The organism is Pseudomonas sp. NPDC089530, from assembly GCF_050280705.1.
GTDB lineage: Bacteria > Pseudomonadota > Gammaproteobacteria > Pseudomonadales > Pseudomonadaceae > Aquipseudomonas.
The window spans coordinates 20488-35376 of sequence record NZ_JBNNVU010000060.1 but is presented as its reverse complement, the minus strand read 5'-3'; the positions used below and the strand labels follow the sequence as shown (position 1 = coordinate 35376).

General features: G+C 65.6%; 13 protein-coding genes. 8 read left to right on the top strand and 5 right to left on the bottom strand.

The genetic code is table 11. From position 1 onward, the window contains the following. Positions 1–938, top strand: a 938-nt coding sequence (locus ACQKQA_RS20740; protein ID WP_427561701.1) for a DEAD/DEAH box helicase, incomplete at its 5' end; no start/stop codon positions are given. Positions 939–1110: 172 nt separating this feature from the next. On the opposite strand, the gene ACQKQA_RS20735 is transcribed toward ACQKQA_RS20740, so the two are convergent. Both ACQKQA_RS20735 and ACQKQA_RS20730 read right to left on the bottom strand, forming a co-directional pair. Continuing rightward, entirely contained in the window at positions 1111–2352 is a 1242-nt protein-coding gene (locus ACQKQA_RS20735; RefSeq protein WP_427561698.1) for a TIGR03862 family flavoprotein, read from the bottom strand. An 896-nt stretch (positions 2353–3248) separates the two neighbouring features. After that, entirely contained in the window at positions 3249–4169 is a 921-nt protein-coding gene (locus ACQKQA_RS20730; protein WP_427561695.1) for a histone deacetylase family protein, read from the bottom strand. 75 nt (positions 4170–4244) lie between these two features. Here ACQKQA_RS20730 and ACQKQA_RS20725 point away from each other — a divergent pair, with 75 nt between their 5' ends. The 3 genes from ACQKQA_RS20725 (at position 4245) to ACQKQA_RS20715 (ending at position 6377) form a co-directional block, all read left to right on the top strand. Then, positions 4245–4814 (top strand): GNAT family N-acetyltransferase, encoded by a 570-nt coding sequence (locus ACQKQA_RS20725; protein ID WP_427561692.1) that lies wholly within the window; start codon positions 4245–4247, stop codon positions 4812–4814. A 103-nt stretch (positions 4815–4917) separates the two neighbouring features. Beyond that, positions 4918–5787 carry an acyl-CoA thioesterase II gene (tesB, locus tag ACQKQA_RS20720; RefSeq protein ID WP_007928905.1) on the top strand — a complete coding sequence of 290 codons (870 nt, stop codon included), beginning with the start codon at positions 4918–4920 and terminating at the stop codon, positions 5785–5787. Then, complete coding sequence (locus ACQKQA_RS20715) at positions 5784–6377, top strand: HAD family hydrolase (protein ID WP_427561689.1); 594 nt, start codon at positions 5784–5786, stop codon at positions 6375–6377. Before tesB ends, ACQKQA_RS20715 begins: the two co-directional genes overlap by 4 nt. A 61-nt stretch (positions 6378–6438) precedes the next feature. Here the strand turns inward: ACQKQA_RS20715 and ACQKQA_RS20710 are convergent, their stop codons facing one another. Then, positions 6439–7416 (bottom strand): alpha/beta hydrolase, encoded by a 978-nt coding sequence (locus ACQKQA_RS20710; protein ID WP_427561686.1) that lies wholly within the window; start codon positions 7414–7416, stop codon positions 6439–6441. Continuing rightward, positions 7416–8312: a KPN_02809 family neutral zinc metallopeptidase gene (ypfJ, locus tag ACQKQA_RS20705; RefSeq protein ID WP_427561683.1), complete on the bottom strand. Its 897-nt coding sequence runs from the start codon at positions 8310–8312 to the stop codon at positions 7416–7418. The genes ACQKQA_RS20710 and ypfJ overlap by 1 nt, the downstream gene beginning before the upstream one ends. Positions 8313–8451: 139 nt before the next feature. On the opposite strand from ypfJ, the gene pcaQ reads away from it, so the two are divergent. The 3 genes from pcaQ to pcaG all read left to right on the top strand — a co-directional run bounded on the left by pcaQ (position 8452) and on the right by pcaG (position 10820). Continuing rightward, complete coding sequence (gene pcaQ / locus ACQKQA_RS20700) at positions 8452–9381, top strand: pca operon transcription factor PcaQ (protein WP_427561680.1); 930 nt, start codon at positions 8452–8454, stop codon at positions 9379–9381. 103 nt (positions 9382–9484) lie between these two features. Then, positions 9485–10204 (top strand): protocatechuate 3,4-dioxygenase subunit beta, encoded by a 720-nt coding sequence (pcaH, locus tag ACQKQA_RS20695; protein WP_427561678.1) that lies wholly within the window; start codon positions 9485–9487, stop codon positions 10202–10204. 10 nt (positions 10205–10214) lie between these two features. Further along, positions 10215–10820, top strand: coding sequence for a protocatechuate 3,4-dioxygenase subunit alpha (gene pcaG / locus ACQKQA_RS20690; RefSeq protein ID WP_427561675.1), 606 nt, complete (start codon positions 10215–10217; stop codon positions 10818–10820). A 245-nt stretch (positions 10821–11065) separates the two neighbouring features. Here the strand turns inward: pcaG and ACQKQA_RS20685 are convergent, their stop codons facing one another. Continuing rightward, positions 11066–12403 (bottom strand): MFS transporter, encoded by a 1338-nt coding sequence (locus tag ACQKQA_RS20685; RefSeq protein ID WP_427561672.1) that lies wholly within the window; start codon positions 12401–12403, stop codon positions 11066–11068. 552 nt (positions 12404–12955) lie between these two features. On the opposite strand from ACQKQA_RS20685, the gene quiC reads away from it, so the two are divergent. Continuing rightward, positions 12956–14866 (top strand): 3-dehydroshikimate dehydratase QuiC, encoded by a 1911-nt coding sequence (gene quiC / locus ACQKQA_RS20680; RefSeq protein ID WP_427561669.1) that lies wholly within the window; start codon positions 12956–12958, stop codon positions 14864–14866. The last annotated feature ends 23 nt before the right edge of the window (positions 14867–14889 follow it).

The window sequence follows — 14889 nt, the reverse complement described above, 5'->3', positions numbered from 1 at the left end:
GCCGTCTGCTCGATCTGTTCCGCCAGAACGCGCTGAAGTTCAATCAGTTGCAGACCCTGGTGCTGGACGAAGCCGACCGCATGCTCGACCTGGGGTTCTCCGAGGAACTGGCGAACATTTACCGCGCACTGCCGAAGAAGCGCCAGACGCTGCTGTTCTCCGCGACCTTCTCCGACGACATCCGCCTGCTGGCCGGGCAGATGCTCAAGGACCCGCTGAGCATCGAAGTCAGCCCGCGCAACGTGGCCGCCAACACGGTCAAGCAATGGGTGGTGACGGTGGACAAGAAGCGCAAGCCGGAGCTGTTCAGCCACCTGCTGCGCAAGCACCGCTGGAAGCAGGTGCTGGTGTTCGCCAAGACCCGCAACGGCGTGGACGCCCTGGTGGAACGCCTGCAGGGCCAGGGCGTGAACGCCGACGGCATCCACGGCGACAAGCCCCAGGCCACGCGCCAGCGCGCCCTGGACCGGTTCAAGGCCAGCGAGATCCAGATCCTGGTGGCCACCGACGTGGCGGCCCGCGGCCTGGACATCGAAGACCTGCCGCTGGTGGTCAACTTCGACCTGCCGATCGTCGCCGAGGATTACATCCACCGCATCGGCCGTACCGGCCGCGCCGGCGCTACCGGCGAGGCGATCTCGCTGGTGTGCGCCGATGAGGTGAACCTGCTGTCGGCCATCGAAGTGCTGACCCGCCAGACCCTCAAGCGGCAGGACGAGCCGGACTTCATCCCGGACCACCGGGTACCGGAAACCGACGCCAGCGGCCAGGTGATCAAGAAGCCGAAAAAACCGAAGAAGCCCAAGACCTCCGGCGGTGGTGGCAAGCGCAACCTGGGCAAGTGGGTGGATAGTGGCGAAGTGGCCGAAGCGCCAGCGGTCAAGCCGGTGCGCAAGGTCCCGGCGTTCAACACCGGCCCGCGCAAGCGTAAGCCGTAAGCCAGAGACCAACAGCGGCCCTGTAGCCGCTGGCGCAGCCTGCGATCGAGGACGCAGTCCTCGTAAAAGCAAACGACCCGGTTCTCCTGGAGAAACCGGGTCGTTTGCTTTGGCGGCTGCTGCGCAGCCGTTCGCAGCCTCGCTTCGCTCGGCAGCGGCTACAGGGCCGGGTTCAGGCCTTGTGTTGCAACCACTCGAGCAGGCCCAACCCCGCCGCCCGCCCGCTGGCGAAACAGGCGGTGAGCAGGTAGCCGCCGGTGGGCGCTTCCCAGTCGAGCATTTCCCCGGCGCAGAACACACCGGGCAGTTGCTTGAGCATCAAACGCTGATCCATGGCCTCGAACATCACACCGCCCGCACTGCTGATGGCTTCGTCCAGGGGGCGGGTGCGCACCAGAGTCAATGGCAGGGCTTTGATCGCCGTGGCCAGCAATGCCGGGTCGGCGAAACACTCGGCACCGGTCAGTTCACGCAACAGCGCGGCTTTCACGCCGTCGATGCCCAGCTGGCTGTGCAGGTGCTTGGCCATGGAGCGCGAACCCCGTGGTTTGCTCAATGCCGCCTGGACCCGGTCCCGGGACCTGTCCGGCAGCAGGTCGATATGCACGGTGGCCGAGCCGTGGCGATTGATCGCCTCGCGAATCGGCGCTGACAGCGCATAGATCAGGCTGCCCTCGATGCCCGTCTCGGTGATCACGCATTCGCCGAGGCGCGGCGTGTCGTCGCTCAGGCCGATGGCGACGTTCTTCAGCGGTGCGCCGGCGAACTTGGCGCGCAGCAGCTCGCTCCAGCCCTGTACTTCAAACCCGCAATTGCTCGGTTGCAGCGGCGCCAGCTGCACGCCGCGCTGTTCCAGCGGTCGTATCCAGGCCCCGTCCGAGCCCAGGCGCGCCCAACTGCCGCCGCCCAGCGCCAGCAGCAGGGCGTCGGCCTGCACCGGCTGTTCGCCTTCCGGGCCGTGGATGCGCAGGCTGCCGTCGACGTTCCAGCCGAGCCAGCGATGGCGGGTGTGGATAACCACGCCGGCATCGCGCAGACGCTTGAGCCAGGCGCGCAGCAGTGGCGCGGCTTTCATATCGGTGGGGAACACCCGGCCCGAGCTGCCGACGAAGGTGTCGATGCCCAGGTCGTGAATCCACTGGCACAAGGCTTCGCTACCGAACTCGCGCAGCAATGGGGCGATCTGCGGCGCGCGCTCGGCATAGCGCGAGACAAAGGCCGGGTAGGCCTCGGAATGGGTGATGTTCATGCCGCCGACCCCGGCCAGCAGGAACTTGCGGCCCACCGAGGGCATGCCGTCGTAGAGGTCGACCCGCACGCCCGCCAGGCTCAGCACCTCGGCCGCCATCAGGCCGGCGGGGCCGCCACCGATAATGGCGACGTGATGGGGGAGGGTGGGGCTGGATAAGGTCATGGCGAGCAGCGGCGTGGCGGAATAAGCCGGGCATTCTACCCGAGGCGAGGCCAGCGCCAAGGCTTCACGCGTCCCGCGAGGGCTGGCGCAGCGGCTGGTCAAAAACTGAGCGATGCCCTGCAGGGCTCGCCCGGTATGGGCTGTAGCCGATTGCGCTCAGGTTATCCACAAGGGGCTCCACAGAGATTGGGGGTAAGGCGGGCACAGTTTCATGACGCTGGAATGAAGGTGTTCAGGCGCCTTCGGGACAGGCGCGCGGGACCTCCATGGCAAGCGCCGATGGGGCTGTTGCCCACGGTTTTTGCCGGTATGCACAGTGCTGGTCAAAAACTGATCGATGCTCTGCGGGCGCCGGTTGGTGTGGCCTGCAGCCCCTTGCGCTCAGGTTATCCACAAGGGGCTCCACAGAGATTGGGGGTAAGGCGCCCACGGTTGCATGACTGCTTGATGAAGGTTTTTTGCCGGTCTTCCGAGGGCTGGGCAAGGCCGCAGAATCTCCTGTGCAATCACATTCACTTCGCCGTTTTCAACCGCGCCCCTAGAGCTGGTCAGAAAATGATCGATGCTCTGTAAGCTCCGATCTGTATGGCCTGTAGCCCCTTGCACTCAGGTTATCCACAAGCGGCTCCACAGAGATTGGGGGTAAGGCGCTCACGACGTCATGACCGGTTGATGAAGGCTTTCCAGCGCTGGCGCCTTGGGGCGCCAGGGTTAACGACAACCTCTCGCCTGGAGTATCCGGGCAGGGGGGGATTCGGAGGATGACGAGCGGTTGCTGGCGGCTGGTCAAAAAATGATCGGCTGGCTGCAGGGGCTGCCCACTATGGGCTGTAGCCCCTTGCACTCAGGTTATCCACAAGCAGTTCCACAGCGAATGTGGGTAAGGCGTCCAGGTTTCAATGACAACCCGATGACGTCCACACCCGCTGCGCACTGTGGTGGAGGATGCCATGGCGGCGGGCCAGGGCCTGGCGATCCTTGCTGTAGCCACCGCCGATCACCCCGAGCACCGGGATATCGCGGCCCAGGCAATGGCGCATCACCTGTTCGTCGCGGGCGGCGACGCCCTGGTCGGTGAGTTTCAGGTAGCCCAGGGCATCGTCCTTGTGCACATCCACCCCGGCGTCGTACAGCACCAGGTCCGGCTGGTACAGCGGCAGCAGGTAATTGAGGGCATCGTCGACCACCTTCAGGTAGTCGGCGTCGCCCATGCCCATCGGCAGGGGGATGTCCCAGTCGCTGGTGGCCTTGCGCGCCGGGAAGTTTTTTTCGCAGTGCAGCGAGACGGTCACCGCGTCCGGGGTGTGTTCGAGAATCCGCGCCGTGCCGTCGCCCTGGTGCACGTCGCAGTCGAAGATCAGCACCCGGCCGACCCGGCCGGCTTCCAGCAGGTAATGGCTGATCACCGCCAGGTCGTTGAAGATGCAGAAGCCCGCCGGGTGGTCGTAGTGGGCGTGATGGGTGCCGCCGGCCAGGTGGCAGGCCAGGCCATGTTCCAGGGCCTGTTCGGCGGCCAGCAGCGAGCCGCCGACGGCGCGCACGGTGCGCCGGGCCAGGGCTTCGTTCCACGGCAGGCCGAGGCGCCGCTGGTCTTCGCGCGACAACTCGCCGGCCATATAGCGTTCGATGTACCCGGGGTCGTGGGCCAGGGCGAGGATCTCCGGCGGGCACAGCTGCGGGCGCAGCAGGTCGGCGTCGCGGGTCAGGCCGCTGTCCACCAGGTGGTCGCGCAGCAGGCGGAACTTGTCCATGGGAAAGCGGTGCTCCGCGGGGAACTCGGGGCTGTAGTCGTCGTGGTAGATCAGCGGCAGTGACATGGCAATTTCATAGGGGGAATCCGAAAAGGATCCTACCAGCGATGTAGACTGGCACCCATGAAAATGGAGGGGATGATGGAGCCGATACTGCAACTCGAAAGCGCTCGACTGCTGTTGCGCCAGTGGCGCGACGAGGATTTGCCGGCGTTCGCGGCAATGTGCGCCGATCCGCAGGTCATGCGTTATTTCCCGGCCCCGCTGAGCCGCCTGGAAAGCGCCGCGATGATTGGCCGGATTCGCGGGCATTTCGCCGAGCACGGCTTTGGCCTGTGGGCGCTGGAGCGCAAGGACACTGGGGCCTTCATCGGCTTTACCGGGCTGGGTGTGGTGGGCTTCGAGGCGCCCTTCACCCCGGCGGTGGAAATCGGCTGGCGCCTGGCGCGCGAGCACTGGGGCCTGGGCTATGCCAGCGAAGCGGCCTGGACCGCGTTGCGCTGTGGTTTCGATCGCCTGGCCCTGCAGGAGATCGTCGCCTTCACCACCGAAGGCAACCTGCCGTCGCAGAAGGTCATGCAGGCCATCGGCATGCGCTATGCCCCGGACGGCGATTTTGAACATCCGAAGCTCGGCAGCGAGCATCCGCTGCGTCATCATGTGCTGTATCGCATCAACCGCGAACAATGGTTGGAAACCTTGCATGGATAGCAGGCCGGGGGCATCTGGAGTGGGCCCATTGTGTGCGTGAACCGATTGAATCGACCGCGGCAGCCACGACTGCGCGGCATTGCCCTGTGTGAGGAGAGTCTGAATGAGCCATGTGTTGGATGATCTGGTCGACCTGCTGACCCTGGAACCGATCGAGGAAAACCTGTTTCGCGGTCGTAGCCAGGACCTGGGCTTCCGTCAGCTGTTCGGCGGCCAGGTGCTGGGTCAGTCCCTGTCCGCGGCCAGCCAGACGGTGGAAGAGGCCCGCCATGTGCATTCGCTGCACGGTTATTTCCTGCGTCCGGGCGACGCCGCGCTGCCGGTGGTGTACCAGGTCGACCGAGTGCGCGACGGCGGCAGTTTCAGTACCCGCCGGGTGACGGCGATCCAGAAGGGCAACCCGATCTTCACCTGCAGCGCCTCGTTCCAGTACGACGAGGAAGGCTTCGAGCACCAGGACACCATGCCCCAGGTGGTCGGCCCGGAGAACCTGCCGTCGGAACTGGAAATCACCCAGCAGCGGGCGCACCTGATCCCCGAGCACATGCGCGAAAAACTGCTGTGCCCCAAGCCCATCGAAGTGCGCCCGGTGACCGAGAAAGACCCTTACAACCCGCAGCCGGCGGACCCGATCAAATACGTCTGGTTTCGCGCCGACGGCAGCCTGCCGGACATCCCCGCGCTGCATAAATACCTGCTGGCCTACGCCTCGGACTTCGGCTTGCTGACCACCTCGATGCTGCCTCACGGCAAGTCGGTGTGGCAGAAGGACATGCAGGTCGCCAGCCTCGACCACGCGCTGTGGTTCCATGCCGATCTGCGCGCCGACGACTGGCTGCTGTATGCCATGGACAGCCCGTGGGCCGGCAATTCCCGTGGTTTCTCCCGGGGCAGCGTGTTCAACCGCGCCGGCCAGCTGGTGGCGTCGGTGACCCAGGAAGGCCTGATCCGTCACCGCAAGGACTGGGCATGAGCCTGGCCGAGGTTCGTCACTGGGTGTTCGACATGGACGGCACCCTGACGGTGGCCGTGCATGATTTCGCGGCCATCCGCGTGGCGCTGGCGATTCCGCCGGAGCACGACATCCTGACCCATCTGGCGGCCTTGCCCGCTGATGAAGCCGCGGCGAAACACGCCTGGCTGCTGGAGCATGAACGGGACCTGGCCCTGGGTTCGCGCCCGGCGCCGGGGGCGGTGGAGCTGGTGCGGGACCTGGCAGCGCGGGGTTATCGCCTGGGGATCCTGACCCGCAACGCGCGGGAGCTGGCCCACGTCACCCTGGAGGCCATCGGCCTGGCCGACTGCTTTGCCGTCGAGGACATCCTGGGGCGCGACGAAGCGCCGCCCAAGCCACACCCGGGCGGCTTGCTGAAGCTGGCCGCAGCCTGGGACGTGGCGCCCGGCGAGATGGTGATGGTCGGCGACTACCGTTTCGACCTCGACTGCGGCCGTGCGGCGGGCACCCGCACGGTGCTGGTGAACCTGCCGGACAATCCGTGGCCGGAGTTGACCGACTGGCATGCCGAGGATTGCAGCGTCCTGCGGCGGATGGTCTTGGCCTGAAATCCATCGCGGGCAAGTCGGATCGCCGCCCGCGATAGCGTCCTTCCTGACAACGCAATGTTCACTGACCGAACAGCGCCTTCTGCCCCTCGGGCGAGGTGAACATCCTGTCGCCGTCATGCCCGACCCCGGGTACTTCGACCAGTCGCTGTTGTAGCCCCTGGGCATGGCGCCGTTGCAGGTAGTCGAAGAAGTTGTGGCCGCGCACCAGGCGGTAGGCGCCCTGGGCCTCGGCGGCGCAGCTGGTGTCCAGCGCCGGGTGATGGGGATCGGTGTCCTGCTGGCCCAGCAGGTAGGTGATATCGCGCTTGATGTACGTCTGTTCCAGTTGCTGCGCGGTCTGGCCGGTGGCATAGGCGGGTAGCTTGAGCAGGCCGTACTTCCAGTCGTTGAAGCCAGGGCAGGCACCGGCATCGACCTTCACCGGGCGCTGCTCGTCGAAGTAGGCATAGGACGATGGGTTGGCGATCACATAGCGCAGCTTGATCCCGTCATCTTCCAGGGGCGGATGCTGCCGGCCGAGCAGGGCAAAGCGTTGCACCACCTGGGCGCCACCGGAGTGGCCGGCAATGACGATTTCGGTCAGGGCTGGAAACCGCTGGCGATCGCCCAGCCGGGTAATGATTGCGTCCAGGGCCGCATAGGAACTGATCGGTCTGGGGCCGCTGGAGGGTTCGCCGGCCATCCAGGCATTGCCCGGCCAGCGCAACAGCGAATCGGGTAACGCGTGACGCTCGATATCGCGCTGGTTGAGAAACTGCGGCGCGATCACCAGGGTGGTCGCGCTTTGCCCGGCCTGGCTCGCGGCCTGTTCGGCGCTGTGCAGGTAGGTCTGAGCGTTGCGCAGGCGCCCGTGAACGATGATCAGCGCCCGCCGGACCTCGGGCAATGGCCGTTGCCAGTCCTGGCTCAGGCCGACGGCCAGCTCGCTATTGTCGATAGCCAGCCGTCCGGGGCTGATGGTTTTGACATCATGGGCGCTTGCCTGGGCGCCGATGCCGATCATCCAGAGGGTGAGCAGCACCAGCGCCCGACGCATTACAGGCTCTTCGCCGCGAAGGTGTCGCACTGGGCGATCTGGCCCTGATTGAAGCCAGCCTTGAACCAGCGCACCCGCTGCGCCGAGGTGCCGTGGGTGAAGGAGTCCGGCACCACGCGGCCCTGGCCTTGCTGCTGCAGGCGGTCGTCGCCGATGGCGTTGGCGGCGTTCAGGGCTTCTTCGATATCCCCGGGCTCCAGCCAGTTCAGGCGCTTCTGTGCGTGGTTGGCCCAGACGCCCGCCAGGCAGTCGGCCTGCAGTTCCTGGCGTACCAGCAGGCCGCCGTCGCCCTCCATCTGCCGGCCCTGCTGGCGGGCGGCCTGGATCTTCGCCGAGACGCCGAGCAGGGTCTGCACGTGGTGACCGACTTCGTGGGCGATCACGTAGGCCTGGGCGAAGTCGCCGGCGGCGGAGAAGCGCTGTTCCATCTCGCGGAAGAAGTCCATGTCCAGGTACACCTGCCGGTCGGCCGGGCAATAGAACGGGCCGGTGGCGGAGGTCGCCGAGCCGCAGGCGGAGTTGACCCGGCCGCGGAACAGAATGAGCTTGGGTTGCTGATAGGTGCGTCCGGCCTGCTGGAAGATCTGGCCCCAGGTGTCTTCGGTGTCGCCGAGAATGGAGCGCACGAACTCCGCCTGCTCGTCGTTGGCCGGCGGCGCCTGGCGGGTCTGGGTGGTGGCGGGCGCCGAGGACTGGTCCATCTGCCCGACGAGCTGGCCGAGGATCTGCAGCGGGTCCTGGCCGGTGACCCAGCCGATACCGACGATCAGGATGATGGCGGTCAGGCTCAGGCCCTTGCCGCCACCCAAGCGCAAACCGCCGCCGCCACCGACGCCACCGCTGTCATCGCGAGCATCCACCACGTTGTCGCTGCGCCGTCCTTTCTTCCAAAGCATGGGGGAATCCTCGTTTCAATTTGCTGGACAGTGTTACTGGAGAGCAGGGCCGACGCCAGTCCGGTCGTCAGCCTTTTGCCTGCACGCTACCATTGCCCACAGCCGCATCGATCCTGTCGCGACACATCCGGGGCCTCCTTTGAACATCGATACCCGCATCAAATTCCGTCACCTCGTGTGTTTTCTTGAAATGTCCCGCCAGGGCAGCCTGGCGCGGGCCGCGGATGCCCTCGCGGTGAGCCAGCCGGCGATGTCCAAGACCCTCAAGGAGCTGGAGGAGCTGCTCGACACCCGGCTGTTCGCCCGGAGCAAGGCCGGGCTCAGCCTGACCGAGGCCGGCCTGGCCTTTTTGCGTTACGCCGGGCCGTCGGTGCAGGCGTTGCGCGAGGGGGTGAACAGCCTGCGCGGCGGCGAATACGCCGGCGGCGTGGTGCGCCTCGGGGTGCTGTCGACCGCCGAAAGCCAGCTGCTGCCGGAGGTGGTGCGGCGCCTGCACGAACGGCATTCGGCGCTGGTGGTGAGCGTGGTCACCGGTCCCAGTGCCTACCTGCTGTCGCAGCTGCGGGTCGGCGATGTCGATCTGGTGATCGGGCGCATGACCGACAGCCCACAGATCCAGGGCTTGAGTTTCGAGCACCTGTACAGCGAGTCCATGACCCTGGTGGCGCGCCCCGAGCATCCGTTGCTACAGGGGCCGCTGGAGCGCAGTGCTCTGGAACGCTACCCGCTGGTGCTGCCGCTGGCCGGCACCACCATCCGCAAGTTCGCCGACAGCCTGTTCGTGCAGTGCGGCATCAACCAGTCGCGCCAGCGCCTGGAAACCCTGTCTCTGGCCCTGAGCCGGCGTTACGCGCTGTCCAGCGATGCGCTGTGGATCGCCCCGCTGGACGCAGTGCGCCTGGACCTGGCCAACGGCGAACTGCGGGAAATCGACCTCGGGCAGCACGAGCCGGGGGGCTCGGTGGGGATCTCCAGCAATGCCAGCCTGCCGCTGTCGCTGGCGGCGCAGTGGTGTGTCGAGGTGCTGCGGGAAGTCGGCCAGGCCTATCGCGAGGGGCGTTATCCATAACCTTTTGGTTATTGATAGAGGGCGGTTATTCAATATCCGTAGGGCGCTTGTTGTTTGAAACTGCGCGGGCTGTGCTCCATAAATCAAACAACAGGAGATCGACATGTCTGATGCAGACAGCAGTCGCTTCGTGATCCGTGACCGTAATTGGCACCCCAAGGCCCTGACCCCCGACTACAAGACCTCCGTGGCCCGCTCGCCGCGCCAGGCGCTGGTGAGCATCCCGCAATCGGTGAGCGAAACCGGCGGCCCGGACTTTTCCCACCTGAAATTCGGGCGTTTCGACAACGACCTGCTGCTCAACTTCAATAACGGCGGCTTGCCGGTAGGCGAGCGGATCATCGTCGCCGGCCGGGTCTGCGACCAGTACGGCAAGCCGATTCCCCATACCCTGGTGGAAATGTGGCAAGCCAACGCCGGCGGCCGCTACCGGCACAAGAACGACCGCTACCTGGCGCCCCTGGACCCGAACTTCGGCGGCGTCGGCCGGACCCTGACCGACCGTGACGGCTATTACAGCTTCCGCACCGTCAAGCCCGGCCCCTATCCGTGGCGCAACGGCCCGAACGACTGGCGTCCGGCGCATATCCACGTCTCCATCAGCGGGCCGTCGATCGCTACGCGCCTGATCACCCAGCTGTATTTCGAAGGCGACCCGCTGATCCCGATGTGCCCGATCGTCAAGTCGATCGCCAACCCGGAAGCGGTGCAGAGCCTGATCGCGCGGCTGGACATGAGCAGCGCCAACCCGATGGACTGCCTGGCCTATCGCTTCGACATCGTGTTGCGCGGCCAGCGCAAGACCCACTTCGAGAATTGCTGAGGAGCCCGCCATGCCTATCCAATTGCTGCCCGAAACCCCTTCGCAAACGGCCGGCCCTTACGTGCACATCGGCCTGGCCCTGGCCGCCGCGGGCAACCCGACCCGCAACGAGGAAATCTGGAACCGGATGGCCACGCCCGAGGCCCGAGGCGAGAAGATCCTGCTGATCGGCCACGTGTATGACGGCAACGGCCACCTGGTGCGCGACTCGTTCCTGGAGTTCTGGCAGGCCGACCACGAGGGCGTCTACGACCCGGTGTTCGATTCCGAGAAAGCCTTCAACAGCTTCGGCCGCACGGCCACCACCTTCGATGCCGGCGAGTGGACGCTGCACACGGTCAAGCCGGGGGTGGTGAACAATGCCGCCGGGGTGCCGATGGCGCCGCACATCAACGTGTCGCTGTTCGCCCGGGGGATCAACATTCACCTGCAGACCCGCCTGTATTTCGCCGACGAGGCCGAGGCCAACGCCGCTTGCCCGGTGCTGAACCTGATCGAGCAGCCGCAACGCCGGGAAACCCTGCTGGCCCAGCCCTGTGAAGTGGATGGGCAGCGGGCGTACCGCTTCGATATCCGCATCCAGGGGGAAGGGGAGACGGTGTTCTTCGATTTCTGATTCGCCAGCCGCGGCCGCTCTTCAGGGGGCGGCCTGGCTTACTGCTGCGACGGGGTTGCGTCTCCCGCGGAGCCGGTCGCAGCCTCGCGGGGCTCGGCAGCGGCTACAGGGGCTTTGAGGTTTTTTCGCGAGCAAGCTCGCTCCTGCAAGAGGGGGGGGATATCCCTGTAGGAGCGAGCATGCTCGCGCCGGGTTTTGCTCCTTGAAAAAAGCAGGCCCGGAACCGGGCCTGCGAGAGGCGAGGGTCAGTCTTCTACTGTCGGGATCTTGCGCGGGGCCATGAAGTACATCCAGGTCAGGGCAATGAAGTACATCGTCGGGATCAGGGTGAACAAGACGGTGTAATTGTTGTTGGTGACGGTCAGGATGTGGCCCACCAGCTGGGTCATGAACATGCCGCCGATGGCCGCGCACATGCCGCCGAAACCGAACACCGTGCTCATCATGTGCTTGGGCGTGTAGTCCATCACCAGGCTCCAGATGTTGGCGGTCCAGGCCTGGTGCGCGCCGATGGCCAGGGAGATGGCAAACACCGCCAGCCACAGGTTGCTGGCGCCGGCGGCCATGACCACGCCGACGATGCAGCAGGCGAACAGCAGCATGGACAGCAGGCGCGCCTTGATCGGGTTGACCCCGCGGCCGATCAGGAACGACGAGAGGATGCCGCCGCCGACGCTGCCGAAGTCGGCGGTCAGGTAGATGATGATCAGCGGGATGCCCATCTGGGTCACGTTGATGCCCAGGTTGTATTGCTGGTTGAGGAAGGGCGGCAGCCAGTACAGGTAGAACCAGAACACCGGCGCGGTGAGCGAGTAGGCCAGGGCGAAAGCCCAGGTGCCGCGCATGCGCAGGATGCGCGAGAAGGGCACGCGGGTCTGTTCCGGTTCCGTCTCGCGCTGGATGTAGTCCAGCTCGGATTGTTTGACCGAGGGGTGATCTTCCGGGTTGAAGTACTTCAGGCCCCAGAACAGCAGCCAGATGCCGCCCAGCGAAGCCATGCACAGGAATGCCGCCTGCCAGCCCCAGGCATGCAGGATCAGCGGCAGCAGCATCGGCGTGAACATCGCCCCGACGTTGGTCCCGGCGTTGAAGATGCCAGTGGCCACCGCGCGTTCGCCGGCCGGGAACCACAGGCGCGTGGTCTTCACGCAGGCCGGGTAGTTGGCGGCCTCGGTCAGCCCGAGGATGAAGCGGCAGACCATGAAGCCCGCTGCCGAAGTGGCCAGGCCGTGGGCGCCGGTGGCCAGGCTCCACAGCAGCACCGCGCAGAAGAACACGCGTTTGACGCCGACCCGGTCGATCAGCCGCCCTTGCAGCACGAAACCGACGGCGTAGCCGACCTGGAACCAGAAGTTGATGTTGGCGTAGTCCATCGCCGTCCAGCTCATTTCCTTGGCCAGGATCGGCTGCATCACCCCCAGGGCGGCGCGGTCGATGTAGTTCAGGGTGGTGGCGAAGAACACCAGGGCGAGCATGCCCCAGCGGGTCTTGCCCACTGCCATGGCGCCGCGGATCTTGTCGCCGATGCCGCCGGAGGCGGTGCCGAGGCTCGGGGCCATGGGAGAGCTTTGAGAAGGAATCATGTGTGCCATCCGTTCAATGACTGACGAGGGACAACTCGTCGGGACTCTAGGGCGCGTGATCGATCGTCTGCCGGGGCAGGGGCCGCGGGTGGTGTCGAGGATCGATCGGCTGAGGGCTTCGGGCGGCGCGTATCGGGCGCGGCGCTCGGAGCGTTGTGGTCAGCGTGCAGGCACGGTCAGGGGCCGTGGTGGGTCCGTGCGAAGGAGGCGGTTACAGGTCCGGCCGCGTGAAAACCGTGGGGCCGAGCGCAAGTGTGGGGCGTTGAATGCAAGCATGAGGGTGTACCCGATTTTTGAAATTCTTATGGTGTGTTCTGGGTCTTGGGCCATTGAAACCGGTGGTTCGGCGCCGGCTCAATGTGCTGTCGATGGTGCGCAGCGGGCGAAACATCGTCAATTCGCCAACCGCCATTGTGTTCGATAATCGAACGAAAAACTAACCGGTTCGTACATATTGAATTGCTGTCTGCAAAACCCGGCTCAATAATCCGCCCCATCCAATCCTGTCTATCCCCAAAAACGCGCGCGCCTGTCATTACCGGGAGTTGAACCATGCAGCGTTCCATCGCCACCGTCTCCTTGAGCGGCACCCTGCCGGAAAAGCTCGAAGCCATTGCCGCCGCCGGTTTCGACGGTGTGGAGATCTTCGAGAACGACCTGCTCTACTACGATGGCAGCCCCCGGGAAATCCGCCAGATGTGCGCGGACCTGGGCATCGCCATTACGCTGTTCCAGCCCTTCCGCGATTTCGAAGGCTGCCGTCGCGACCGCTTGCAACGCAACCTGGAGCGGGCCGAGCGCAAGTTTGACCTGATGCAGGAACTGGGCACCGACCTGGTGCTGGTGTGCAGCAATGTCGCCGCCGACAGTGTCGGCGACCGGCAGATCCTGGTGGACGACCTGCGCCTGCTGGCGGAGCGCGCCGGCAGCCGCGGCCTGCGGATCGGCTACGAAGCCCTGGCCTGGGGCCGGCACGTCAATACGTATCAACAGGTCTGGGACATTGTCCGCGCGGCCGATCACCCAAGCCTGGGGGTACTGCTCGACAGCTTCCACACCCTGTCGCTCAAGGGCGACCCGGCGGCGATCGCCGAGATTCCCGGGGACCGGATTTTCTTCGTGCAGATGGCTGACGCGCCGCTGCTGGCCATGGACGTGCTGGAGTGGAGCCGGCACTTTCGCTGCTTCCCGGGGCAGGGCGACTTCGACCTGCCGGGGTTCCTCGCGCCGATCATCAAGAGCGGTTACACCGGGCCCTTGTCGCTGGAGATCTTCAACGACGGTTTCCGCGCCGCGCCACCCCGGGCCAACGCCGCGGACGGCCTGCGTTCGCTGCTGTACCTGGAGGAGAAGACACGCCAGCGCCTGGAGCAGGAAGCCGCGCCGGTGGCCAACCTCGATACGCTGTTCGCGCCGCCGCCGGCCAGTGACTACGGCGGCACCGAGTTTCTCGAATTCGCCGTGGACGAAGCCCTGGGGGCCAAGCTCGGCGGCTGGCTGGAGCGCCTGGGGTTCGCCAGGGCCGGCCAGCATCGCTCGAAGAATGTCAGCCTGATGCGCCAGGGCGATATCAACCTGATCCTCAACGCCGAGCCGTACTCCTTTGCCCACAGTTTCTTCGAAGCCCACGGCCCTTCGGTGTGCGCCACGGCGATCCGGGTCAAGGACCGGGCCAAGGCCCTGGCGCGCGCGGTGGCCTACAAGGGCCAGCCCTATCGCGGGTTGGTAGGCCCCAACGAGCTGGAGCTGAGTGCCGTGCGCGAGTTGGATGGCAGCCTGATCTACCTGGTGGACCAGGAGCAGGGCGGTCAGCACCTGTACGACACCGATTTCAATCTGCTCCCCGGCGTGGTGGCCAAGGGGGGCCTCAAGCGCATCGACCACATGGCCATGGCGCTGCCGGCCGACAGCCTTGACAGCTGGGTGCTGTTCTACAAGAGCCTGCTGGATTTCACCGCCGATGACGAGGTGGTGCTGCCCGACCCCTACGGCCTGGTGAAGAGCCGGGCGCTGCGCAGCCGTTGCAGCAGCATCCGGTTGCCGCTGAACATTTCCGAGAGCCGCAAGACTGCGATCTCCCATGCGCTGTCCAGTTATGGCGGTTCGGGGGTGCATCACATTGCTTTCGATTGCGACGATATCTTTGCCGAGGTCAGTCGGGCCAAGGCGGCGGGCGTGCCGTTGCTGGATATCCCGCTCAACTACTACGACGACCTGGCGGCGCGCTTCGATTTCGACGACGAGTTCCTCAGTGAGTTGGCGTACTACAACGTGCTCTACGATCGCGACGTCCAGGGCGGCGAGCTGTTCCATGTCTACACCGAGCCGTTCGAAGGGCGCTTCTTTTTCGAGATCATCCAGCGCAAGCAGGGCTATGCCGGTTATGGCGCGGCGAACGTCGCGGTGCGCCTGGCGGCCATGGCCAAGTCCCGTAGCGGAGCGGTGCGACAGGCCAAGTTGTAGGAGTTTCGTAACGGCGGCGGCAA